This window comes from Pseudomonas algeriensis, from assembly GCF_048847255.1.
GTDB lineage: Bacteria > Pseudomonadota > Gammaproteobacteria > Pseudomonadales > Pseudomonadaceae > Aquipseudomonas.
In genome coordinates this window covers 38,315-62,233 of sequence record NZ_JBKKRK010000011.1, presented here as the reverse complement: position 1 = coordinate 62,233, position 23,919 = coordinate 38,315, and the positions used below count along the sequence as shown (strand labels likewise).

Here is a 23,919-nt window from a genome sequence, read left to right as displayed (position 1 = left end):
CCAGGCTTCGCGCTGCCTTTTGTGGCGAGGGGATTTATCCCCGCTGGGCTGCGAAGCAGCCCCCAAACCATGCAACTCGGTGTGTCAGGAAAACTGAGTTCACTGCTTTGGGGCTGCTGCGCAGCCCAACGGGGATAAATCCCCTCGCCACAGTCATCATTCTCACGAATATCTTCTGATTCACCCCCTCCCGTTATCCCCATGGTTAACAAAAGATAACGTGGCGTCGATTGTCAGACCTTTCGAAAGCCCGATAGGATAGGTTCCGCTTGCGAGTGGCTCTAGATTGCAGGTTTCAGGGCTATGCTCCAAGCCTGGCAACGTACCAAGCCATAACAATAATAATGGGGGAAAGGTCTATGAATGAGCCTGTCATGGCTGTGGGCCGCTGCCGGCCGCCGATGCTGCGCCGTGTGGCGTTGCTGGCCTCGGCGCTCTCACTGCTGGGCTCCGCCGTCTTGTCGGCACCCGTGCTGGCGGTGGCCGCATCGACATCCGATGTCATCTATTCCGTCGAGTCGGCCAAGGCCAGCAAGACCCTGATGCTTGATGTGGTCCAGGCCGGCCAGCGACTGGTGGCGGTCGGTGACCGTGGCCACATCGTCTATTCCGATGATCAGGGTAAATCCTGGACCCAGGCCAAGGTTCCGACCCGCCAGCTGCTCACTGCGGTGTTCTTCGTGGATGACAAGCATGGCTGGGCCGTAGGACACGACGCGCAGATCCTCGCCAGCGTCGACGGCGGCACCACCTGGACCAAGCAATTCGAAGACCTGCCTCGCGAGGCGCCCTTGCTGGACGTCTGGTTCCAGGACCCCAGCCATGGGTTCGCCGTGGGTGCCTACGGTGCGCTGTACGAGACCAACGATGGCGGCAAGCACTGGGAAGACGCCAGCGATCGCCTCGACAATGAAGATCAATACCACCTCAATGCTGTTACCGCCGTGAAAGATACAGGGCTGTTCATCGTCGGCGAGGCCGGCAGCATGTTCCGTTCCTCCGATTGGGGGCAGACCTGGGAAAAAATCCAAGGCCCTTATGAAGGCTCGCTGTTTGGCGTCGTTGGCACAGCCCAGCCTTCGACCCTGTTGGCCTACGGCCTTCGCGGCAATCTTTATCGTTCCACCGATTTTGGCACGACCTGGGAGCAGGTCGAGCTCAAGGCCGCCCGTGGCGCGCTGGAGTTCGGCTTGTCGGGTGCAACGCTGTTGCCGGACGGCTCGATCGTCATCGTCGGCAACGGTGGCAGCGTGATCCGCAGCACCGACGATGGCGTGACGTTCAGCGTGTTCAACCGTCCGGATCGAATTTCCGTGGCGGCCGTCACGTCGGCGGGCAACGGTAACCTGATCTTGGCGGGACAGGGCGGTGTTCGCGCCACCACGTCCACTGGCGCCGAATTGAGCAAATGAGCCGGACCTGTCAGACGGGCACAATAACAACAAGGCGGACCCCATGAGCAGTCATCACCAAGACAAGGCGACGTTTCTCGAACGCCTGATTTTCAACAACCGCCCGGCAGTGATTGTCATTTGCCTGCTGGTCAGCATCTTCCTTTTCTGGCAGGCGACGCTGATCCGGCCCTCCACCAGTTTCGAAAAAATGATTCCCCTCGAGCATCCTTTTATCGAGAAGATGCTTGAGCACCGCAACGACCTGGCGAACCTGGGCAACACGGTGCGCATTTCCGTGGAAGCCACCAACGGCGATATTTTCTCCAAGGACTACATGGAGACCCTGCGCCAGATCCATGACGAGGTGTTCTACATCTCCGGTGTCGACCGTTCCGGGCTCAAGTCGTTGTGGAGCCCCAGCGTGCGTTGGACCGAAGTGACGGAGGAGGGCTTCGCCGGCGGTGAGGTGATTCCCCAGAGCTACGATGGCTCGGCGGACAGCCTCGACTTGTTGCGCAACAACGTGCTCAAGTCCGGCCAGGTCGGACGCCTGGTGGCGAACGATTTCAAATCGAGCATCATCGATATCCCGCTGCTGGAGTCCTACCCGGACCCGCAAGACCAAGGCAAGTTGCTCGCCCTGGACTACCGCAAGTTTTCCCATGAGCTTGAAGACAAGATCCGCAACAAGTTCGAAGCCCAGAACCCCAATGTGCAGATCCATATCGTCGGTTTCGCCAAGAAGGTCGGCGACCTGATCGACGGCCTGGTCATGGTGGTGATGTTCTTTGGCGTGGCCTTCGTGATTACGTTGATCCTCCTGTACTGGTTCACGAACTGCATGCGCAGCACCGTGGCGGTGTTGAGCACCACATTGGTGGCGGTGGTCTGGCAGTTGGGGCTGATGCACGCGGCGGGCTTTGGCCTTGACCCCTACTCGATGCTGGTGCCGTTCCTGATCTTTGCCATCGGCATTTCCCATGGCGTACAGAAAATCAACGGCATCGCCTTGCAGTCCAGCGAAGCGGACAACGCGCTGACGGCTGCCCGGCGTACCTTCCGCCAGTTGTTCCTGCCGGGGATGATCGCGATCCTGGCCGATGCCGTCGGCTTCATTACCTTGTTGATCATCGACATCGGCGTGATTCGCGAACTGGCCATCGGCGCCTCCATCGGTGTGGCGGTGATCGTGTTCACCAACCTGATCCTGTTGCCGGTGGCGATTTCCTATGTAGGCATCAGCAAGCGGGCCGTCGAGCGCAGCAAGAAAGACGCGACCCGCGAGCATCCGTTCTGGCGCCTGCTGTCGAAGTTCGCCAGTGCCAAGGTCGCGCCGGTGTCGATTGCCTTGGCGGTACTCGCTTTCGGCGGCGGCCTCTGGTACAGCCAGAACCTGAAGATCGGCGACCTGGACCAGGGCGCACCCGAGCTGCGACCGGATTCGCGCTACAACCAAGACAACAATTTCATCATCAGTAACTATTCCACCAGTTCCGATGTGCTGGTGGTGATGGTCAAGACCAAGGCCGAAGGCTGCTCGCGCTATGAAGCCATGGCGCCGATCGACGAGCTGATGTGGAAGATGCAGAACACCGAGGGCGTGCAATCGGCGATTTCCCTGGTGACCGTGTCCAAGCAAATGATCAAGGGCATGAACGAGGGCAACCTGAAATGGGAAACCCTGTCCCGTAACCCCGATGTGCTCAACAGCTCCATTGCCCGGGCCGATGGCCTGTACAACAACAGCTGTTCCCTGGCGCCGGTGCTGGTGTTCCTCAACGACCACAAGGCCGAGACCCTGGACCGCGCGGTGAAGGCGGTGCAGGACTTCGCCAAGGAGAACAACCGCGATGGCCTGGAATTCATCCTGGCCGCCGGTAACGCCGGCATCGAGGCCGCCACCAACGAAGTGATCAAGGAATCGGAGCTGATCATCCTCATCCTGGTTTATATCTGCGTCGCGACGATGTGCATGATCACCTTCCGCTCCTGGGCGGCGACGCTGTGCATCGTCCTGCCGCTGGTGCTGACGTCGGTGTTGGGCAACGCGTTGATGGCCTTCATGGGGATTGGCGTGAAGGTCGCGACCCTGCCGGTGGTGGCCTTGGGTGTAGGGATCGGCGTGGACTACGGCATTTACATCTACAGCCGCCTGGAGAGTTTCCTGCGGGCCGGCCTGCCGTTGCAGGAAGCGTATTACCAGACGCTGAAGTCCACCGGCAAAGCGGTGCTGTTCACCGGGCTGTGCCTGGCGATCGGGGTGTGCACGTGGATCTTCTCGGCCATCAAGTTCCAGGCTGACATGGGCTTGATGCTGACGTTCATGCTGCTGTGGAACATGTTCGGCGCGTTGTGGCTGCTGCCGGCCTTGGCGCGCTTTCTGATCAAGCCGGAAAAACTGGCGGGGCAGAAGGGCAATTCGCTGTTTGCCCATTGACCGATGGCAGAACCTTCAGCACAGCCCCAGGTGGTGAACTGATGTGGGAGCGAGCTTGCTCGCGATAGCGGTGTGACAGTCAATTAAGGCGTTGAATGTCCATCCGCCATCGCGAGCAAGCTCGCTCCCACAGGCTTTCATGTACCTCGATCACGGCGCCAACGGTAGAAACCTGCTTTGCGCCAGCGATCTGCCGATCTGGCCACGGTGCACATCGATCACCGCGTAGGGATTGCTGGCCTTGGCGAGCAACGAGTAATAGTGCTCTCGACGCTGCGCGTTGGTCTTGAGGTGTGCAACGCTGTAGTGGGCTTTCGGCGTGTCCACCGCTTCATAATGAAAATGCGCATACCAGAGCGGGAAACCATCACGGTCGTTGACGGCGTATTCCTGGAGAAAGTCCTTGCGGGCGCCTGCCAAGGCCTCGCGTCCGCCGAGTCGTGCAACCTGGATCAGGTCTTTTTCGAACAGATAGCGCAGGTTGCCATCGGTGGGCGGCAAACTCAGGCTCAGCTCGGTGCGCAGGGTGCTGCCCCTGTTGGTCAGCCGGGTAATCGCATCCGTCAATTGGGTGCGCAGCGCCCCATCTTCCGGGGTCCGTGGCGTTTGTGAGCTTGCGATGGCTTTGTCGAGTTCGTCGGACAGGGCGCGGAATCTGCTCGCCTCATTGTTCAGGATCTCCTCGATTTCCTGAGGATAACGGCAGCGCGTTTTGTAATCTTCGGCGCGGCGCAACCGCTGATTCAGTTGACCGAGCAATTTGCGTGCATCGCGGCTTATCGTTTCGACACGCCGCGTTTTAGGTGCTGGAGCGGGTACTGGTGCAGCGGCAGGCTCCGGTTTACGCACATCGACCGGGTCCCACACATCATCGTGGAGCGAATAGGTGGCGACGACCTCATCATTGATATCCGAGCGCAGCTCGACGACATCTATCGGCAGGCTGGTGCCGGCCGGCTTGAAGTCGCCGATCAAAACCCCATTGTTGCGGGTCTTGATCACTTTTTTCCGCGGGCGTCCCTCGGCCGCGTTGGGACGTTTCGGTGGCTGCTTGACGCGTTCCGGTTCCGGCTCGGGCTTGACTTCAGTGGCCAGTTTGCTGGAGGCGTCCTGGTACAGACTTTCCATCAACTCGGTCAGTTGGTTGAAGTAGGGTTGGTTTATATCGTCGGGATAGAGAGTCCTCATGCCCTGCAAATGGTCCAGGGTCCTGGCGTACTGCTCGCTCAGGCTTTCCAAAACCAGCAGCTCCTCCGATGGGGTCAGCTCATACAGGTGGAGATCGGAGTGCGTGCGTACTTGTTTTCCAAGCGGCTCGAAAACCCGGTACATGTACACGGACAGGCTGCTGCCGGGATTTTTCAATGACAATAGATTGAGCGTACTCATCTGCAAGGATTTCGCAGTCATTGAGTTTATTGCATCCAAGGGGCGATTTTTTGTCAGTTTTTCATACACCTTGACGCCTGCGGAGCCCTGATTGAATAGTTTCTCCAGGTGTTCTTCGTTGAGCTCCAGCCAACGGATTCGCCGACTGTTGATGTCGAGTGTTTTTTTAAGGTAGTCCAAATAGCTTTCCGTGTGGTTACGTAATACCTCGGGCGCAGGGGGTAAAAAGCGCGAGTTTTCGACTTGGAGCGCTTGGTGTTCGGTATGGGTTGCTTCAGAGGCGATGCCGGCGTAGCTGGCCACGTCCCCCAACAGTTCACGGACGCGGTCAGCGGGCAAGCTTATGTTCAGCTCGTCGCGTTCGGGCATGCTATCGAGCAGTTTGCGGCGAATGTCGATCTGCTGCTCTATCAGTGTGTAGAAAGTTTGACGTTTAGGAGCGCGCTGCGCTTCAGTGTAGGTGCTTCCCTCTTCGACTTTCTTCAGTACCTGTTCAGCAACTCTCAACGCCGCATATTGTTCGGGTTGTCGGAACAAGAAGCCGGCCAAGTCATCGTTCAGTTGCGTCCTTCTCTGGTCCTTGAGCCGCCGCTGCTCTGCGATGCGCTTGGGCGGCATTCCCCCTCTCAGGCGCAAGTCCAGGTCCATGGACCAGTTGCCCTGACCGTCCGATTGCAACTGCGGGCCTGGGATGAGCGGGTCAAGTGGATCAACGACCCTGACGACGAGCTTGTCGCCTTGTATTTCCGGTATGACTCGAAACAGTGTTTCGTCTACCAGGGCGTGCCATTTGCTGTCGATCACATACAGCCCGTTGAAAGCGCCCACAGAGAAGGGCTCGGGAAGCGTCATGGGGCGCGGCACTGTCATGTTTCGCAATTGAGTGCGTTGTTCCGGTGTCAGGCGATGGTGGGCGCTGGTGAAACTCAGGTCCAGGATCTGGCTCAGGGTATCGGCGTGCGCGTCTGGCAGGGTGACAGCCCCCTCCAGGATGTCCGGCTTCGCCGGCGCGGGCCATTGCTCGGCAATGACGCGTGGGGCTGGGGGGCGCATCGCCTGCTCCTTGAGGGATTCGGCGATGGGTGCACGAGACGGAGCAGGGCCTGAGAACACGTGGCTTGTCAGCAGGGCCAGGTTGACCAAAAAGTCGACGAAAGCGCTTTCCCGTGTTGCCGGGTCTTCGCTGGCCAGGGCCGGGAGGTCATGGCTGGCACTGGCCATCAGGTTCCATAGCCAGGCAATGGCCATGGCCGGACCGCGCAGCAAGGGAAACAGCAGCGTGTTGAACAGCAGACCGCCGCCTTCGAGCAACATCGCCCAGCGGCTCTCGCTGTTGGAGACGGAGTTGCGGTCGGCCTGGGTGACCAGAGCCTGTGCGTTGCAGCCATACAGGTACTGCAGCAACTTGCCGTTTTTCAGGTATTGCAGCAATTCTTCGTTAACGCCGTCGATGGCTAGCGTCGCAGGGGCGGGTTTTTCAGGCGCGGTAAATTCGTCGCCCTGGAGGAAGCGCACAATATGCGGTTCCTTGAACCCACCGTTGGCATACACCGGCCGGGCGGCATCAGACATCCAGGTCAGGACGCTTTTCTGCACGTCACCGGCCGTGGCGATGGCCTGGAGCAGCGCCTGCTGCGTTGCAAACTCCACCAGCGAAGGCTTGCACAATGGGCGATATAACAGGTGCGGCCCGGTTTTAGCGTCTTTCGCCTCGACAATGAACATGTTGCCCACGATATCGGGCTGGGCCTGGGGTTTACGCAGGAAGGCCAGGTGCCGGATGACGACGGGGCGACCCTCAACCTGGCGGTCTTCGGCGTCGGGTTGCAGCAGGGCTTCGATGAGCTGCAGCCCTTGGCGGGACAGGCCATGTTCGTGGTTCAGCATTTGCTGCAGCGCCTGAAGCGGCAACTGCGCCGAGAGCTGTTCGGCGAATACTTGCTGATGTTTCCGGGCCTGGGGGGAGTCGCCCAACAGTTCTTTGCGCAGGTATTGAGGATAGGTCGCACCGATGTCGACCCGTTCGATCAATCCGTTTTTTTCTGTGATGAGCTCTTGGGTCAGCCAGGCAGGCAGTACGAAGCCCTTGCGATGACTGATTTTCAGGTGCCCGCTTGGGCGGCCGACAAGATTGGCGATGGCCAGTTGCGTCAGGCTCATGGTTCTTTTTTCGCTGATGCCAACGGTACCGGGGAACCCCGCGGAAACGGTGAATATCAACTCGATGTCGTCGGGGTGGAACTGGCTGGTGGAAACCTTGTTCGGGCTGCTGTCGTTGATTTTCTCCATCTCCGTGAGCAGCGCGTCGACGGTATAAGCGTTGATGTCGGTGATATCGGTTTGCGCTGATGCATTTTTCGTGGCGCTGGCCAGCGCCAGGGTGGCGCGCCTGAAGTGGGCCTCATCGGTCGGCGATGCTTTTTTCAACCAATCGGGCCGTAGCGCGTCCAGCCGTGCCGATGCTTGTGGCGTTAGACCTGGGAGATCGCGAAGGTAGCGGCTCGGGTCGCTCAATTCGCTGTACAGCGCCTTGAGATCTGCCAGGCCGATTCGGGCAGGCAATTGCATGGCCCGCAGATCAACCAATTGCTGCCCCAGTATCATGGCGGCCTGGGCTTCGAAGGCATCACCGGCGAGCTCGTAGCGTTGGCAAGTGACCGTGTCGACCACGTAGCGCTTGGCGATCTGTTCACCTCGGTAGCGATTGACCGCGTCCATCGATTCGAAGGGCTGTACGGTGCCACCCGGACTGCACAGCAGGAGAGTAAGGCCATATTCGGTGTAATGAACCAGCAGGATATCGGTGCCTGGCAGCTCGATAGTGGTGGAGCCACGGGTGACAGTGCTTTTCAGGCCATAGGCATAGACAGGCGAGGCGTTGGCCTGGAAACGCTGGGCGCGCTCCGGCCACCGGGCGATCTGGTCCAGGGCTTGGCGTGCCGGTACACTCAAGCCGGGTTGTTGCAGTCGGCGAATATGCAAGCCGTTTCTGAGGGTGTCGCTGAGGCCTCGCCAGCGGCTGATGCGCAGCGTGGTTTCGCTCAGGGCGGTCGTGCTGATGTCGCCATTCCAATAACGGGTCAGCGCATCTTCCAACCCGATCGGTACGATCCAGGGCAATTCAAGCAAGCATTTTTCGACAACCGTTATGTCCAGCCTTCTATTGCCCGACCATAGGCGGCTGGGGGGCGAGTCGGAAAGATAGCAGTCAAGCGCGCCCTGGGGACTGAAATCGATGGGCGTGCCGAGGGCCAGGTAATCGAGCACCAACGGCATGAAGGGCTGGAAGTTCCAGCCTTTGGCGGCTGCATCCGGGACCGCGAGACGGGTCTTGGAGAGGTCAATGGTCAGTTCGGGGTATTTTTCCTTGAGTGCCTGCTCAAGCATGTGCTGTACGACCTGCTCGAAGGTCGGGCGGTCGGCGAAGGGTTGGCTGCTGTTTTCTTCAAGCGCAGTAACGCTGTCGGTTGGGGATAGCGAGGTCATGGGAATTCCTTTTCTCGAACGCATGGCCGTCGGAATGACGACGAGGGTCAAGTGTCGGGATTCCCGTCCTCTGTGTGCGGTATATAGATACCACCCGCTTGGGGCGGGTTGTGTCAGGCTTGGTCGGGATCGCTGCCCAGCACCACGTTCAGGGCGCTGCGGGCATCGTCCAGTTGCACCAGCGTCGCGTGGCGCGCGCCGAGGGCGTCGCGGTTCTCGATGGCGGTGAGGATCGCCTTGTGTCGCGGCATCGCCAGTTCATGCAGGTTGGGCCGCTGGTTGGAGTGCTTGAGCGCTTCGGCGATGGCCACGGACAACATGTTGCATAGATTGGCGAGCAGGTCGTTGTGGGTGGCGTCGGCGATGCGGCTGTGAAAGTCCAGGTCCGGTTGCAGCAACGCTTCGGGCGTCGGGGCCGCTTCCATGCGCTGGTAGGCTTCGCTGATGGCGGCGATGTCTTCATAGGTGGCGAACTGGGCGGCGAGGGCGGCGGCGGCGGGTTCGATGATGCTGCGCACGCTGGTGAGCAGGCCGAAGAATTCATTCTGCGGGCTGCTTTGCATCAACCAGTGCAGCACGTCCGGGTCGAGCATGTGCCATTCCCGACGGGCCTTGACCACCGTGCCCACCCGCGGGCGCGAATACACCAGGCCTTTGGCGACCAGTACCCGGGTGGCTTCGCGCAGCACCGGGCGGCTGACTGCATACTCTTCGCACAACAAGGCTTCGGCGGGCAGTTTATCGTCCGGTTTGAAGCGCCCGGAGACAATCTGCATGCCCAGTTCCTGGACGATGCGCGCATGCATGCTTTTGCGGTCGGAGGGTTTACGGTAATCCATGGGACGCGGCGCGATCCTGTGCGAGGGGAGTGTTGCGCATGATAGCAGGCGCGGCGGATATTCATCAGGCCAAACCCCTTGGGCCTGGTGGCCTTGTGGCCAGAGAATGCTTCTGCTGGACCCTGTAGGAGCTGGCGAAGCCTGCGATCTTTTGATCTTTCGCTTGAGATTCAAGTGGCTGGGGAAAGATCGCAGCCTCGTTGCACTCGGCAGCTCCTACAACAGCTCTACACAGCTCCTGCACAGTAGCGCATCTCGGGTCAGTGAGAGTGGCGGGGCACCTCGGCGCCGCGACAGCCCACCAGGAAGTCGAAGTCGCAACCCTGGTCCGCTTGCAGCACATGGTCAATGTACAACTGGCGGTAGCCGCCCACCAATAGTTGTTGCGGTGGCGCGAGGTCGGCCAGGCGCGCGGCGAGTTCGGCGTCGGGGATGTCCAGGTGCAGGCGGCCGCTGGCGCAATCGAGCTCGATCCAGTCGCCTTCCTTCACGGCGGCCAAAGGCCCACCGGCTGCGGCTTCCGGCGCCACGTGCAGCACTACGGTGCCGTAGGCGGTGCCGCTCATGCGCGCGTCCGAAATACGCACCATGTCCGTCACGCCTTGGGCCAACAGCTTGGCCGGCAAGCCCATGTTGCCGACTTCGGCCATGCCCGGATAACCCTTCGGCCCGCAGTTCTTCATCACCAGGATCGAGTCGGCGTCCACATCGAGCTCGGGGTCGTTGATCCGTGCCTTGTACTCGTCGAAGTTCTCGAACACCACCGCGCGACCACGATGTTGCATCAGTTGCGCCGTGGCGGCGGATGGCTTGAGCACTGCGCCCAATGGCGCCAGGTTGCCGCGCAGCACGCAGATACCGCCGTCGGCGCGGATCGGGTTGTCGAGGGTGCGGATGACTTCGTCCTGGCCGTAGATCGGCGCGTCCTTGGTGTTTTCACCGAGGCTCTTGCCGTTGACTGTCAGCGCGTTCGGGTGAGGGATCAAGTTGGCTTCACCCAGGCGACGCAGCACGGCGGGCAGGCCGCCGGCATAGTAGAACTCTTCCATCAGGAAGCGCCCGGATGGCTGCAGGTCGACGATGGTCGGCATGCCACGACCGATGCGGGTCCAGTCGTCCAGGTCCAGTTGCACGCCGATGCGTCCGGCGATGGCCTTGAGGTGAATGACCGCGTTGGTCGAACCGCCGATGGCGGCGTTGACGCGGATGGCGTTTTCGAAGGCTTCCTTGGTCAGGATCTTCGACAATCTCAGGTCTTCACGGACCATTTCCACCGCGCGCATGCCGGACATGTGGGCCAGCACATAACGACGGGCGTCCACGGCCGGAATCGCCGCGTTGTGGGGCAGGGAAGTGCCGAGGGCTTCAGCCATGCACGCCATGGTCGAGGCCGTGCCCATGGTGTTGCAGGTGCCGGCAGAGCGGGACATGCCGCCCTCGGCGGCGAGGAAGTCGTCAATGGTGATGGTGCCGGCCTTGACCTGCTCGCTCAACTGCCAAACCACCGTGCCTGATCCGATGTCCTGGCCCTTGTGCTTGCCGTTGAGCATCGGGCCACCGGTGACGACGATGGCCGGCACGTCGCAACTGGCGGCGCCCATCAGCAAGGCCGGGGTGGTCTTGTCGCAACCGGTGAGCAGCACCACGCCATCGATCGGGTTGCCGCGAATCGCCTCTTCCACGTCCATGCTCGCCAGGTTGCGGGTCAGCATGGCGGTCGGGCGCAGGTTCGATTCGCCGTTGGAGAACACCGGGAATTCCACCGGGAAACCCCCAGCCTCGATCACGCCGCGTTTGACGTGCTCGGCGATCTGGCGGAAGTGCGCATTGCACGGCGTCAGCTCCGACCAGGTGTTGCAGATGCCGATGATCGGCTTGCCGTGGAACTGATGGTCGGCGATGCCCTGATTTTTCATCCAGCTGCGGTACATGAAGCCGTTCTTGTCGGCAGTGCCAAACCATTGGGCCGAGCGCAGGGAGGGTTTCTTATCAGACATGATCGATTCTCTTATTGTATGACTATATTGTTCGAGCTGAAGCGTAACATAAGCGCAATTTGCGCGGTTTGGAAGTGTTGTTGAGTAAATAGTATTACTATATAGTCCGATTCAACGGAGGGGTTGTCCTGGCGTTCGTTCGCGAGAGAAATCCCCCAAGGTTCTATAACAACAACAATCGGAGACCGGCCCCATGAGCCAGGAATTGCGGCTTATTCGTCGCATCACTCTCAAACTGATTCCCTTCCTGATCCTGCTGTACTTGATCGCCTACGTGGACCGCTCTGCGGTGGGCTTCGCCAAGTTGCACATGGGTGCCGACATCGGCATCGGCGACGCCGCCTATGGCCTGGGCGCAGGACTTTTCTTCATTGGTTATTTCCTGCTCGAAATCCCCAGCAACCTGATGCTCGAACGCTTCGGTGCCCGGCGCTGGTTCGCCCGGATCATGATCACCTGGGGCGCCATCACCATCGGCATGGCGTTTGTACAAGGGCCTCACAGTTTCTACGTGATGCGCTTTTTACTGGGTGCGGCCGAAGCCGGGTTCTTCCCGGGCGTGCTGTACTACATCACCCAATGGTTCCCGGTGCGCCATCGTGGCAAGATCCTCGGGCTGTTCATTCTTTCCCAGCCCATCGCGATGATGATCACCGGCCCTGTGTCCGGTGGCTTGCTGGGCATGGATGGCATCCTTGGCCTGCATGGCTGGCAGTGGCTGTTCATCGTCATCGGCCTGCCGGCGGTGCTGTTGACCTGGCCCGTGCTGCGCTATCTGCCAGATGGCCCGCAACAAGTGAAGTGGATGGACCAGGCCGAGAAGGACTGGCTGACCGGCGAGCTGCAAAAAGACCTCGAGCAATACGGCCAGACGCGCCACGGCAATCCACTGCATGCGCTGAAAGACAAGCGAGTCTTGCTGCTGGCGCTGTTCTACCTGCCAGTGACCTTGAGCATCTACGGCCTGGGCTTGTGGTTGCCGACACTGATCAAGCAGTTTGGCGGCAGTGACCTGGTGACCGGTTTTGTGTCTTCCGTACCGTATATCTTCGGCATCATCGGCCTGTTGATCATTCCCCGCAGTTCCGATCGCTTGAATGATCGCTACGGTCACCTGGCCGTGTTGTATGTACTGGGCGCCATCGGCCTGTTCCTCAGTGCCTGGCTGTCGGTACCGGTGTTGCAACTGGCCGCGCTGTGCCTGGTGGCATTCGCGCTGTTCTCCTGCACAGCGGTGTTCTGGACCTTGCCAGGACGTTTCTTCGCTGGCGCCAGCGCGGCGGCGGGCATTGCGTTGATCAACTCGGTGGGCAACCTGGGTGGCTACATCGGGCCGTTCGTGATCGGTGCGCTGAAGGAGTACACCGGCAACCTGGCTTCGGGGCTTTATTTCCTGTCGTGCGTGATGGTGTTCGGCCTGGTGCTGACCGGCGTGGTCTATCGCCTGCTGGAGCGCAAGCATGTGCTGCCGGCGGATCAGTTCGCGGCGAGCGCCCGGGGGGCGACGCGTAGCTGAACCTGAGGGCTGACGCTGAAAAACTGTGGGAGCGAGCCTGCTCGCGAAAGCGGTTTTCCATCCACCAATAATGTCGACTGTCAGACCGTTTTCGCGAGCAGGCTCGCTCCCACAGGGGACTGCACAGAGGTCAAAATTTGTTTACGGGAGAAAAACCCATGCGTTTAGTTCAGTTCGAATTGAGTAACGGCGAGCGCCGCGTCGGTGTGGTCGAGGGCGATCAGGTACGTGAAGTGCAGGGCACCGCCACTGTGCGGGAGCTGGCGCTGGCCGCGATCGAGGCGGGCGTGAAGCTTGAGCAGCAGGTCAACGGCTTGGGCCTGGGGGCGAGCCATGACTACGCGCAACTGCTGGGCGGACTGCGTATCCTGCCGCCGCTGGACCACCCGGACCCGGCGCACTTGCTGGTCAGCGGCACCGGTCTGACCCACCTGGGCAGCGCTTCGGCCCGGGACAAGATGCACCAACAGGCCGGCGACGAAGCAGCGATGACCGACACCATGCGCATCTTCAAATGGGGCGTCGAGGGCGGCAAACCACAGGCCGGGCAGGCCGGCGTGCAGCCGGAATGGTTCTACAAGGGCGACGGCAGCATCGTGGTCCGCCCGGGCCATCCGTTCCCGTTGCCACCGTTTGCCGAAGACGCCGGCGAAGAGCCGGAGATCAGCGGCCTGTACGTCATTGGGCACGATGGCAAGCCGTATCGACTGGGCTTCGCGGTGGGCAACGAATTTTCCGATCACGTCATGGAGCGCAAGAATTATCTGTACCTGGCCCATTCGAAACTGCGCAGTTGCAGCTTTGGCCCGGAACTTCGCGTGGGTGAATTGCCTCAACATCTGTCCGGGACCAGTCGTATCCTGCGCAACGGCGAAGTGTTGTGGCAGAACGAATTCCTCAGCGGCGAGGCGAACATGTGCCATAGCCTCGAAAACCTGGAATTCCACCACTTCAAGTACAGTCAGTTCCTTCGCCCGGGGGACGTTCACGTTCACTTCTTCGGCACCGCGACGCTGTCGTTCGCCGACGGCATCCGCACCCAGCCGGGGGACGTGTTCGAAATCAGCCAGGCCGAGTTCGGCGCGCCGCTGGTCAACGGCATTGCCCCGGTAGACGCGGTATTCAATCCGGGTACTATCGGCACACTTTAAGAGGAGACTTGCGATGAACCAGATCCTTGGTCACAACTACATCGGCGGTGCGCGCAGCGCGGCCGGCCAGACTCGCCTGCAGAGCGTCGACGCCAGCACCGGCGAAGCCTTGCCCCATGAATTCGTCCAGGCCACGGAGCAAGAAGTCGACGCGGCCGCCAAGGCCGCTGCGGCGGCGCATCCGATCTACCGCAGCTTGAGCGCGGCGCGCCGGGCCGAGTTCCTCGACGCCATCGCCGATGAGCTGGACGCCCTGGGCGATGATTTCGTCGCCGTGGTCTGCCGCGAAACCGCCTTGCCAGCGGCCCGCATCCAGGGCGAGCGCGGTCGCACCAGCGGCCAGATGCGCCTGTTCGCCAAGGTCCTGCGCCGTGGCGATTTCTACGGTGCGCGTATCGATCGCGCCTTGCCGGAGCGCACGCCGCTGCCGCGTCCGGACCTGCGTCAGTACCGCATCGGCCTGGGTCCGGTGGCCGTGTTCGGCGCCAGCAACTTCCCGCTGGCATTTTCCACCGCCGGTGGTGACACCGCCGCCGCCCTGGCCGCCGGTTGCCCGGTTGTGTTCAAGGCCCACAGCGGCCACATGGCGACCGCCGAGCACGTGGCCGATGCGATCATTCGCGCAGCGGAAAAAACCGCGATGCCGGCCGGCGTGTTCAACATGATCTACGGCGGTGGCGTTGGCGAATGGCTGGTCAAGCATCCGGCGATCCAGGCCGTCGGTTTCACCGGTTCCCTCAAGGGCGGGCGCGCCCTGTGCGACATGGCGGCCGCTCGGCCCCAGCCGATTCCGGTGTTTGCCGAGATGTCGAGCATCAACCCGGTGATCGTATTGCCGCAGGCCTTGAAAAACCGCGCTGACAGCGTTGCCCGCGACTTGACCGCCTCGGTGGTGCAGGGCTGCGGTCAGTTCTGCACCAACCCTGGCCTGGTGATCGGCATCCGCTCGCCGGAATTCACCGCGTTCACCCAGCAGGTAGCTTCGCTGATCGGCGACCAGGCGCCGCAGACCATGCTCAACGCCGGCACGCTGCAAAGCTACGGCAAGGGCTTGCAGAAGCTCCTGGCTCACCCGGGCATCGAACACCTGGCCGGTCGCGAACAGCAGGGCAACCAGGCCCAGCCGCAATTGTTCAAGGCCGATGCCAGCCTGCTGATCAACAGCGACGAAGCGTTGCAGGAAGAAGTCTTCGGCCCGACCACGGTGTTCGTCGAGGTCGCGGACCAGGCGCAACTGACCGCAGCCCTGAACGGCCTTCATGGCCAGCTCACCGCCACGATGATTGGCGAGCCGGAGGACTTCGAACAGTTTGGCGAACTGACGCCGTTGCTGGAGCAGAAAGTCGGGCGCATCTTGCTCAATGGTTATCCAACCGGCGTGGAGGTGTGTGATTCGATGGTCCATGGCGGGCCTTATCCGGCGACATCCGATGCCCGTGGCACGTCGGTGGGTACGCTGGCGATCGACCGGTTCCTGCGTCCGGTATGCTTCCAGAACTACCCGGACAGCCTGCTGCCGGAACCGCTGAAAAACGCCAATCCGCTGGGCATCCTGCGGTTGGTGGATGGGGTGCCGGGGCGCGAGGCGCTTTGAGGGTTGCGGTGAGGTCGTTACATTCGAGTTGAATGTGCCGGCCTCTTCGCGAGCAGGCTCGCTCCCACAGTTGGATTTTCAGCGAACACAAATTTTGCATTCACTGGAGATCCCCTGTGGGAGCGAGCCTGCTCGCGAAAGCGATATGTCAGGCAACACTGCTTTCGAACCTTATGGCCCAAGGCTCACTCTGACATTGGGTTATCATGCCGCCTTTCCCAATGAACGTTGACCGCCATGATTGCCTTGACCGACACCCTGCTGCATGCCCTCGAACACTGCGACATGCTGATCATCGACGGGCTGCACGCGTTCGATTTCTCCCTCGATGAGCAAGACCAATTGCACGTCGAGTGCATGAACGGTCGCACCCGCGAGCATTGGCGTTTCACTGAGGCGCAGATGCAGGCCGCGACCTTCGACGAAGCCCTGAAGCATTGGATCATCACCAGCGATTCGGGCGATCACCACTTGGAATGCGTGGAAGCGACCAGCGGCCACGACGATGAGGACTCCGATCATGAAGATGCGTAGTTTCTGGCCCTTGTTGATGGCCGGCAGCGTCGGCGCCATGGGCGTCCAGGCGGACACTGGCGAGCGCCATCAGTTATTGGTGGGTTCCTACACGGCGGACCAGAGCCAGGGCATCTACCGCCTGCGATTCGACAGCCGCACCGGCCAGATCGATGCCAACCCATTGCAAGTGATCAAGACGCACAACCCTTCCTGGCTCACCCTTTCCAAGGACATGACCCGGTTATTCGTGGTCAACGAAAACGGGCCGGGCCAGAAAGACCCGGTGGGCAAGGTCAGCAGCTACGCCATCGACCCGAAGACCTTTGAACTGAGCCTGATCAATCAGGTGCAATCTTTGGGCAACGAGCCGACCCACTCCAGCCTGAGCCATGATGGCCAGCATTTGCTGGTGAGTAATTATTCCGTCCTGGAAAACCCGGGCGGCACCTTGGTGGTGTTGCCGGTGGGCGCGGACGGCAGGTTGGCGCCGGTGGTGCAGATGGGCAGCCATCAGCCGAGTCGGGTCAATTCCGAGCGGCAGAAGTCGGGTCATGTGCATTCCTCGGTGTCGTCACCCGATGGCAAATATGTGTTCTCCAACGACCTGGGGGCAGACAAGGTGTTTGTCTACCGTTACGACCCCAAGGCCAACCCCGAAATGCCGCTGACGCCTGCCGATCCGCCGTTCGTGCAGTTGCCACCGGGCAGCGGACCGCGCCATCTATTGTTCAGTGGGGACGGCAAGCACGCCTGGCTGACGATGGAAATGACGGCCCAGGTGGCCGTGTTCGATTACCAGGACGGTCGTCTGACCCAGCGCCAGCTTGTCGCGCTGGCCGATGGAAAGCCGCAGCCAGGTAAAGCCGCGGCAGCGCTCCATGCTTCCAAAGACGGCAAGTTCCTGTACGTCAGCAATCGTGGCACCACAAACGAGATGCTGGTGTTCGCCGTCGACCCGGCTTCAGGCACCTTGAAAGAGCTGCAGCGACGCTCCGTCGAGGGTGACCATCCTCGGGAGTTCAGCCTGGACCCGAGCGGAAAATTCGTTCTGGTCGCCAATCAGAAAAGCAATCAGATCGTGGTCATCGAGCGCGATCCGAAGACCGGCCTGCTGGGCAAGACCGTCCAGAAGCTGCCCATGGACGCACCGAGCGATGTGAAATTCCTCGTTCGTCAATAACCCGAGGCCCCGATTTTCGGGGGCTTTCGGAGTTGTATCAACGAGACTGATAGTCGCTAGTATTACAAAGCATTTCAAGGCGAGACGCCTCGGCGCGTAAGTTTGCTTCACGGCCCCACCGGGCAAGTCAGCCAACTGAATCCGAGGATTACCGCCATGAACATGAATCTTTTTTCCGTGATCGCCGCTTCCGCCATCTCCGCCACCGTGGCATTGCCCGCCAGTGCCAGCATCGAGATCAGCGACAAGAAAAACCGCACCCAGAGCTACACCGAAAAATACCTGCAACAGAGCGCCAACTTCTACGCGGCGCTGGATCACAAGACTCAACACTGAGCACGCTCACACTGAAGCCTGCGATCTTTTCATCTCCTCATCGAATACGGAGAGACAAGATCGCAGGCTTCGTGCGTTCAGGAGAAAGTTTTGTTGTGATATCACATAGCCATGTGTTTAAATTTGACGCTAGTTAATTGACTCCTTGCTAATAAGGATCGACACCATGGCGATGCGTCTGGCAGTGATGTTGCTGTTCCTTTATTCCACCCCGATTGTTTCGGCGGCCCAGCCTGTTCCCGGTGAATTGGAAGTGGCTCGCGAGCGATTGTTGAGCCTGATCAGCGACTGATAGCTTCGATAACAGGGGGGGGGCGTGCTGCTTTTGTGGCTGTATGCAAGCGGTTACTTGGCCATGATCGCCACAAACAGCTCTGAATCCAGTAAACCCTGCAACCATTTCCGAAGCCGAGGGTAGGGCGACTGGGCAAACCACTCGCGATCTACATGGGCGAACTGGCGCACGAACGGCATCAGCGCCACGTCCGCCAGGCTCAGGTGATCCGCGGCCAGGAACTGGCGGTTTTCAAGCAATCCGTCCAGCTTGCGCAGGAACGCTTCACCCTCGCTCCGGTAATGCAGCGCCGAGTGGTCCGGATGGCGCTCCGGATATTTGTAACGGTTGAGGTGAAGCTTGAAAACCTGGTCGTTTTCTTCGATCAAGGTCGCCGTCAGGGCACGACCGTCGGGATCATTCAGCAATGTCCAATCCTGCGGATCATGCAAGCCCAAGGCCCAGTGCATGATCTCCAGGCTTTCATCGATGACCCGTCCATCGGCATGCAAGACCGGCACCGTGCCTTTGCTCGACAGCGCGAGCATTTCCGGTGGTTTGGCCTTGAGGCTCACTTCGACGATGTCCAGCGCGATACCGCTGTAGCGCAACGCCATGCGGGCGCGCATGGCGTAGGGGCAACGGCGGAACGAATACAGCGTGGCGCGGCTCATTTCACCTCCACCGTGCTCAATCCGTTGCCTTGGCGCCGAACCTGGATTTGCACCGGGATGCGCTCGTGCATTTCCTGCACGTGGGAAATGACCGCGACCTTGCGCCCCTGGGCCTGCAACCCATCCAAGGCGTCCATCGCCAGTTGCAGCGACTCGGGGTCGAGGCTGCCGAAACCTTCGTCGATGAACAGCGATTCGATTCTCAGCGTGTTGGACGCCATCGAGGCCAGGCCCAGTGCCAGGGCAAGGGAAACAAGGAAGGTTTCGCCGCCGGACAACGAATGCACCGAGCGCAATTCATCGCCCATCTCGGTATCCATCACCAGCAGGCCGAGCATGCTGCCGCCGCGCTTGAGGCGGTAGCGGCGAACCAATTGTCGCAACTGGGCGTTGGCGTGGTGGACCAGCAAGTCGAGGTTGTACGCCTGGGCCAGTTTGCGGAAGCGATCGCCAGTGGCCGACCCGATCAATGCGTCCAGGCGTGCCCAGCGCTGGTACTCGGCGTAGGCTCGTTCGATTTGTTGGGCCAGGGCCTGGTTGGCAGTCTGCCTGCGCTGGTCCTCGGCCTGTTTGGCACGCAGCTCTGCGCAGCGTTGTTCGCTGGCCGCGAACTGCCCGTGAAGCGTGGCGAGGGCTTCGGCCAATTGTTCAGCCGGCAGGTTGCCGTTGTGTTGCGACTGGTGGTTTTGCAGCCGGTGCTCCCGTTCGGTGAGCAATACGCGGGCCTGCTCGATGGCTTTTTCGCTGTTGAGCAAGCGTTGCCGCAGGTGAGCGACCTGTTGGTCGTCGAGACCAAGCAACGCGCCCAGCGCGGCGTTGTCCAGTTCCGGATGAGCTGCGCGCCACTGGGCAATACCCGCGGCCAACGCCTGCTGTTCGGCCTCCAGGGATTGGACCTGCTCATGGCGTGCCTGGAGTTCGGCAGCCAGTTGCACGAGGCTGTTGCGCAGATCCTGCAATTGTTGATTGGCCGTCGTCTCGGCATGGCGAGCCTGTTCCAGGGCCAGGTCGATTTGGTGCTGCCATTGTTCGGCGCTGGCGTGTTCACCGAGCAGTTGGTGAAGCTTTTCCTCGCACGCCTGTCGTTGCGCGTTCAACGCGCTGAACTGGCGCTGCGCCGATTCCAGTTGCTGTGTGCGTATCTGCTGGCGATCCTGTTCTTTCTCCAGGGCTTGCTGGCGCTGGACTTGGTCGGCGAGCTCTTCGCGTTGCTGTTCCAGTTGCGCGAGGCGCTGGCTGATCCGCTGGTCGAGTTGCATGAACGTGGCGGCAGGTTCGCTGCGCAGGGCCTGCAACGTGTCGGCCGGCAACAGTGCGCTGAAGTGCTCAAGCTCCTCGTCCAGGCGCTGGCGATCCCGGGCCAGTGCCTGTAGCTGGTTGTTCAGATGCTGCGAGGCTTGTTGGCTGGCTGTTTCTGCATCGCGCAGTTGCTGCGCCAGCTTGGCGGCGTCCTGTTGTAGCGTAAGCAGGGCGGCCTGGCGATGTTCGTCCTGGCTGATGAGTTGATTCAGCTGTGCGGTTTGCTGGGCCAGCCAGGCGTCGCGCTTGGATGAATCCTGGGCCAGCAGCTGCGCTGACAGCGGGTGAGCTTCAAGGCTTGGCGCCACGCTCCGTTGTTGGTCGGTGAGTTGTTCTTGCTGCTGCTTGAATTCCTTGAGCTGAGCAATGACCCCGCTGTACTGGGCCCGCAGTTCGATGACTTTTTCATTGAGCAGGTCGACGGCCTTGCGAGCGTTGGCCTGTTCGCTTTCATCGAAGCGCCCGAGGCTTTGCAGCAGCGCTTCGGGTTGGTGGTAGGGATGTTCGACACTGCCACACACCGGGCAGGGCTGGTTGTCCTGCAATTGTTCGCGCAGTTGCTCGACGCTTTCGCTACGGGCCAGGCGCTGGCGTTCCAGCAGCTCGCGGGTCACGGTCAGCGTCTGTTCGGCGACCGCCAGCTCGGCCTTGGCTTCGCTGCCTTCACGCACCAGTCGGTCGCGTTGCTGCAAGGCTTGCTGCTGGCGCTGTTCCAGTTCGGCGACACGCTTGTCCAAATCCTGCTGGCTGGCCCACAACCGAGCAAGGTCTTCGAATGCACGTAACTGCTTGCGGTTGTCTTGCAGCAGGTTGCCAAGCAGTTGGATCTGTTCGGCCACGGCTTGCGGTTCGGCACCGGCCTCCTTGTAGAGCACCTCAAGACTTTGTCGGCGGGTTGCGAGGTCTTCGGCGGCACGAGCGGCGGTTTGTTCCAGCAGCGCAAGTTCTTCCTGGCCCTGGTTCAGTCGATTGCCGATCAGCATCAGTTGCTGGAGGCGATCGCGGTAGGCGCCCCATGCATCACTCAGTGATGCGAGGTCTGTGCTTTGTTCCAGTTCGCCGGCAATCCGTTCAAGCCGTTCGCCAACCTGCTGCTGTTGTTCCAGCAAGGTGTCGATCGTGCGCTGGCCGTCGGTGCTTGCCTGCTGGGCGTGCTGTAACTGCTCGGCGCCTTGCTCGGCCTCCCTGGCCAGGCGGGCGAGGCTGCTTTGTTCGTCGAAGGCCTGACGCAGCAGTGGCGTGCTGTCGGTGCTCTGCTGGCGGGCGGCGGCCACGGCCAGCTGCGCGATGCCGAGGCCTTTTTCCAGTTCGGCCTGCCGTTCATGCAACTCGACGTGTTGCTGCGTCAGCTGTTGGATCCTGGCCGCGAGCGGGTCCAGCTGCCGGGCCAGTTCCGCCTGACGGATGAACTGATGCCGCTGGGGTGCCAGCTGTTCCAGGCGGGTCAGTTTCAGGCGTTCGTCTGTCAGCGCCTCCCAATCGGCCTGGGCCCGTTGCAATTGCTCGGCGGCGCTGGCCTGTTCGTCCTGCAGATGGCGCAGGTCCTTGAGCCAGGCTTGTTGCTGCTCCAGTTGCTTGAGCTGCGCCTGTTGGGTTTTGAGCTGCTGCTGGGCTTCGTTGAAGTGCTGATCCAGCTCGGCGCGGGCTTCGGGCGATAGCGGTGTGACGCCCGTGGCCTGGTCCTGCAATTGCTTGTGGGTTTCCTTGGCCTGCTTGGCCTTGTCGAAAGCACGACGACCAAGGCGTGTATACAGCGCGGTGTCGGTAAGCTTTTCCAGCAATTCGCTGCGGTCGTTGTCGTCAGCCTTGAGGAAGGCGCTGAACTCGCTCTGGGCCAGTAGCACGGCACGGGTGAACTGCTCGAAATTCAAACCGAGGACGGCTTCCAGTTGCGCTTTGTATTCGCCTTTCTGGCTGGCCAGCAGTTGGTCATTGTCCAGGTCACGCAGGCTCTGGCGGCTGGCTTGCAGCTTGCCGGAGGCTTTTTCCCGGGCACGATTGGCCTCCCAGCGAGCCCGGTAGCGGCGACCGTCGATGCCGCGAAAATCCACTTCGGCATAACCCTCGCCGGTCCCACGACGCAGCAGCGTGCGTGGATCGCCCGTGCCGATTTCGCCGTCGGCGTCGGGCACCTTGGCGTCACGACCGGTGTTGTTCAGCCGTGGCACCGCGCCGAACAGCGCCAGGCACAGGGCATCGAGCAAGGTGCTCTTGCCGGCGCCCGTGGGGCCGGTGATGGCGAACAGACCGGCACTGGCCAAGGGTTCGGCGGTGAAATCGATTTCGAACGGCCCCGCCAGGGAGGCGAGGTTCTTGAGACGGATCGCGAGGATTTTCATGGCTGTTCGCTCTCCATCTGTACATCCTGCAACAGCACGGCAAAGTCCTTGAGGGTCTGGTCATCGACTGGGTTGCCGTAGGTGTCCTGCCAGGCGCGGCTGAACAGTTCCTGTGGGCTGAGCTGGTCGAGTTCAATCAGCGCCGCGCCTCCATCGGCATCGCCGGAGCCACCGCTGCCGGCATACTCGGCGGCGATCCGCACCAGTCGCACGGCTTTGCCTTGCAGGGCGGTTTCGACCTGATGTCGCAGGTCCGGCTGCGGTTCATCGAGGCGCACCCGGACTTCGAGCCAGGGCTGGCGATGGATGTCGGCCAGCAAGTCGATGTCCGGCAAGTCCTTCAGTTGCACCAGGATGTCGGCCAGGGGCGCCGGGCCCAGGCGTTGCAAGTTGACGGCGCGGGGAATCAGCCGTGGTTCGACGCTGACCAGGGTTTCGCCGTTTAGGGCGATGTCGAGGATCTGGTGCCGGTAGCCGATTTCGGAAAACGACAACGGAATCGGCGATCCGCTGTAGCGGATGCGTTCTTCACCGTTGACCTTTTGTGGCTTGTGCAAGTGACCGAGAGCGACATAAGTGATGCTTGGGCCGAACAGGCTGGCTGGCAGGGCTTCGGCGTTGCCGATAATCAGGCTGCGCTCGGAATCCTCCGATACCGAGCCACCGGCCATGTGTGCATGGCTGACGGCAATCAGCGCCTGGCCCTTCTTGCGCTTGGCGTTGGCGGCGGCAATCAGCCATTCGTGGACCTGGCCGATGCCGCGCAAATAATCATCCCCCAGTTGCGCGCCCGTGACCTCGGCCGGCCGCAGGAACGGCAGGGCCAGGCACCAGGCCCGGACCTTGCCCTTGGCGTCGGGCAGCGGCAGCAGCAGGCGCTCGACGTCCAGTTGCCCATCGTCCAGCCACAGGACGCGGCCCAGGGCATGGGTGCGCAGGCGGCGCATCAGCGGCGCCGGCAATTCGATGCGCGAACCGGAATCGTGATTGCCCGCGATCATGACGATGGTCAGGTTGGCGTTTTGTTCATGGGCGCTGACGATGAAGTCGTACAGACGCTCCTGGGCTTTGACGGGCGGGTTGACCGTGTCGAAAATGTCGCCGGCGATCAACAGGACGTCGGGTTTTTCGCTGGCCAGCTGACGCAGCAGCCAATCAAGGAAACAGGCGTGTTCGAAGTCGCGATCCTGGCCGTGGAGGTTTTGCCCCAGGTGCCAGTCGGAGGTGTGAAACAGACGCAAGGCAGACTCCAGAAAACAGACGATGGCCGCGGGAAGAGAGGCGGCGCAAAAATGCATAGTTTACTGGGAAACGCGGGGGAGGGGGCGGCTCAACTTTGTCGGGACCCGCACAGCACTTGTGGCGAGGGAGCTTGCTCCCGCTGGGCTGCGCAGCAGCCCAAAAACCAGGCACCCAGGTGCGTCAGAAGGGTTGCATTGATGATTCAGGGCCGCTTCGCGCCCCAGCGGGAGCAAGCTCCCTCGCCACAACAGCTTCC

Annotated in this window: 15 protein-coding genes; 9 read left to right on the top strand and 6 right to left on the bottom strand. The window is 61.1% G+C overall.

The annotated features are described in order from the left end of the window. Window positions 1-359: 359 nt before the first annotated feature. Window positions 360-1,412, top strand: a complete 1,053-nt coding sequence (locus ACLK1G_RS17405; RefSeq protein WP_420766550.1) for a WD40/YVTN/BNR-like repeat-containing protein — start codon at window positions 360-362, stop codon at window positions 1,410-1,412. A 43-nt stretch (window positions 1,413-1,455) separates the two neighbouring features. Beyond that, on the top strand, window positions 1,456-3,831 hold the full coding sequence (locus ACLK1G_RS17400) for an efflux RND transporter permease subunit (protein ID WP_420766549.1): 2,376 nt from the start codon (window positions 1,456-1,458) through the stop codon (window positions 3,829-3,831). Between the two features lie 150 nt (window positions 3,832-3,981). Here ACLK1G_RS17400 and ACLK1G_RS17395 read toward each other — a convergent pair whose 3' ends face one another. The 3 genes from ACLK1G_RS17395 to ACLK1G_RS17385 form a co-directional block, all read right to left on the bottom strand. After that, complete coding sequence (locus ACLK1G_RS17395; protein WP_420766548.1) at window positions 3,982-8,706, bottom strand: dermonecrotic toxin domain-containing protein; 4,725 nt, start codon at window positions 8,704-8,706, stop codon at window positions 3,982-3,984. 113 nt (window positions 8,707-8,819) lie between these two features. Further along, on the bottom strand, window positions 8,820-9,545 hold the full coding sequence (locus ACLK1G_RS17390; RefSeq protein ID WP_420766547.1) for a FadR/GntR family transcriptional regulator: 726 nt from the start codon (window positions 9,543-9,545) through the stop codon (window positions 8,820-8,822). A 260-nt stretch (window positions 9,546-9,805) separates the two neighbouring features. Further along, on the bottom strand, window positions 9,806-11,542 hold the full coding sequence (locus ACLK1G_RS17385) for an IlvD/Edd family dehydratase (RefSeq protein ID WP_420766546.1): 1,737 nt from the start codon (window positions 11,540-11,542) through the stop codon (window positions 9,806-9,808). A 193-nt stretch (window positions 11,543-11,735) separates the two neighbouring features. On the opposite strand from ACLK1G_RS17385, the gene ACLK1G_RS17380 reads away from it, so the two are divergent. The 7 genes from ACLK1G_RS17380 (at window position 11,736) to ACLK1G_RS17350 (ending at window position 18,127) form a co-directional block, all read left to right on the top strand. Further along, the gene (locus tag ACLK1G_RS17380) at window positions 11,736-13,058 is read left to right on the top strand and encodes an MFS transporter (RefSeq protein WP_420766545.1); all 1,323 of its coding nucleotides are present in this window, start codon (window positions 11,736-11,738) and stop codon (window positions 13,056-13,058) included. A 158-nt stretch (window positions 13,059-13,216) separates the two neighbouring features. Then, the gene (araD1, locus tag ACLK1G_RS17375) at window positions 13,217-14,209 is read left to right on the top strand and encodes an AraD1 family protein (RefSeq protein WP_420766544.1); all 993 of its coding nucleotides are present in this window, start codon (window positions 13,217-13,219) and stop codon (window positions 14,207-14,209) included. A gap of 13 nt (window positions 14,210-14,222) precedes the next feature. After that, window positions 14,223-15,803 (top strand): aldehyde dehydrogenase (NADP(+)), encoded by a 1,581-nt coding sequence (locus tag ACLK1G_RS17370; protein WP_420766543.1) that lies wholly within the window; start codon window positions 14,223-14,225, stop codon window positions 15,801-15,803. 237 nt (window positions 15,804-16,040) lie between these two features. Further along, window positions 16,041-16,337: a DUF5629 family protein gene (locus ACLK1G_RS17365; RefSeq protein ID WP_420766542.1), complete on the top strand. Its 297-nt coding sequence runs from the start codon at window positions 16,041-16,043 to the stop codon at window positions 16,335-16,337. Then, complete coding sequence (locus ACLK1G_RS17360) at window positions 16,324-17,499, top strand: lactonase family protein (RefSeq protein ID WP_420766541.1); 1,176 nt, start codon at window positions 16,324-16,326, stop codon at window positions 17,497-17,499. The genes ACLK1G_RS17365 and ACLK1G_RS17360 overlap by 14 nt, the downstream gene beginning before the upstream one ends. A gap of 156 nt (window positions 17,500-17,655) precedes the next feature. Further along, window positions 17,656-17,835, top strand: coding sequence for a hypothetical protein (locus tag ACLK1G_RS17355; protein ID WP_420766540.1), 180 nt, complete (start codon window positions 17,656-17,658; stop codon window positions 17,833-17,835). A gap of 166 nt (window positions 17,836-18,001) precedes the next feature. After that, window positions 18,002-18,127, top strand: coding sequence for a hypothetical protein (locus ACLK1G_RS17350; RefSeq protein WP_264433351.1), 126 nt, complete (start codon window positions 18,002-18,004; stop codon window positions 18,125-18,127). A 53-nt stretch (window positions 18,128-18,180) separates the two neighbouring features. Here ACLK1G_RS17350 and ACLK1G_RS17345 read toward each other — a convergent pair whose 3' ends face one another. From ACLK1G_RS17345 to ACLK1G_RS17335, 3 genes are read right to left on the bottom strand one after another with little or no spacing between them, the layout of a single operon-like run. After that, window positions 18,181-18,783 carry a glutathione S-transferase gene (locus tag ACLK1G_RS17345; RefSeq protein WP_420766539.1) on the bottom strand — a complete coding sequence of 201 codons (603 nt, stop codon included), beginning with the start codon at window positions 18,781-18,783 and terminating at the stop codon, window positions 18,181-18,183. After that, window positions 18,780-22,421, bottom strand: coding sequence for an AAA family ATPase (locus ACLK1G_RS17340; protein WP_420766538.1), 3,642 nt, complete (start codon window positions 22,419-22,421; stop codon window positions 18,780-18,782). The genes ACLK1G_RS17345 and ACLK1G_RS17340 overlap by 4 nt, the downstream gene beginning before the upstream one ends. Next, on the bottom strand, window positions 22,418-23,662 hold the full coding sequence (locus ACLK1G_RS17335; RefSeq protein ID WP_420766537.1) for an exonuclease SbcCD subunit D C-terminal domain-containing protein: 1,245 nt from the start codon (window positions 23,660-23,662) through the stop codon (window positions 22,418-22,420). The genes ACLK1G_RS17340 and ACLK1G_RS17335 overlap by 4 nt, the downstream gene beginning before the upstream one ends. Window positions 23,663-23,919: the final 257 nt, after the last annotated feature.

Bases quoted from the DNA above. Each gene is read 5' to 3' on its own strand.
- ACLK1G_RS17405 (WP_420766550.1), top strand. From the start codon at position 360: ATGAATGAGCCTGTCATGGCTGTGGGCCGCTGCCGGCCGCCGATGCTG.
- ACLK1G_RS17400 (WP_420766549.1), top strand. From the start codon at position 1,456: ATGAGCAGTCATCACCAAGACAAGGCGACGTTTCTCGAACGCCTGATT.
- ACLK1G_RS17395 (WP_420766548.1), bottom strand. From the start codon at position 8,706: ATGACCTCGCTATCCCCAACCGACAGCGTTACTGCGCTTGAAGAAAAC.
- ACLK1G_RS17390 (WP_420766547.1), bottom strand. From the start codon at position 9,545: ATGGATTACCGTAAACCCTCCGACCGCAAAAGCATGCATGCGCGCATC.
- ACLK1G_RS17385 (WP_420766546.1), bottom strand. From the start codon at position 11,542: ATGTCTGATAAGAAACCCTCCCTGCGCTCGGCCCAATGGTTTGGCACT.
- ACLK1G_RS17380 (WP_420766545.1), top strand. From the start codon at position 11,736: ATGAGCCAGGAATTGCGGCTTATTCGTCGCATCACTCTCAAACTGATT.
- araD1 (WP_420766544.1), top strand. From the start codon at position 13,217: ATGCGTTTAGTTCAGTTCGAATTGAGTAACGGCGAGCGCCGCGTCGGT.
- ACLK1G_RS17370 (WP_420766543.1), top strand. From the start codon at position 14,223: ATGAACCAGATCCTTGGTCACAACTACATCGGCGGTGCGCGCAGCGCG.
- ACLK1G_RS17365 (WP_420766542.1), top strand. From the start codon at position 16,041: ATGATTGCCTTGACCGACACCCTGCTGCATGCCCTCGAACACTGCGAC.
- ACLK1G_RS17360 (WP_420766541.1), top strand. From the start codon at position 16,324: ATGAAGATGCGTAGTTTCTGGCCCTTGTTGATGGCCGGCAGCGTCGGC.
- ACLK1G_RS17355 (WP_420766540.1), top strand. From the start codon at position 17,656: ATGAACATGAATCTTTTTTCCGTGATCGCCGCTTCCGCCATCTCCGCC.
- ACLK1G_RS17350 (WP_264433351.1), top strand. From the start codon at position 18,002: ATGGCGATGCGTCTGGCAGTGATGTTGCTGTTCCTTTATTCCACCCCG.
- ACLK1G_RS17345 (WP_420766539.1), bottom strand. From the start codon at position 18,783: ATGAGCCGCGCCACGCTGTATTCGTTCCGCCGTTGCCCCTACGCCATG.
- ACLK1G_RS17340 (WP_420766538.1), bottom strand. From the start codon at position 22,421: ATGAAAATCCTCGCGATCCGTCTCAAGAACCTCGCCTCCCTGGCGGGG.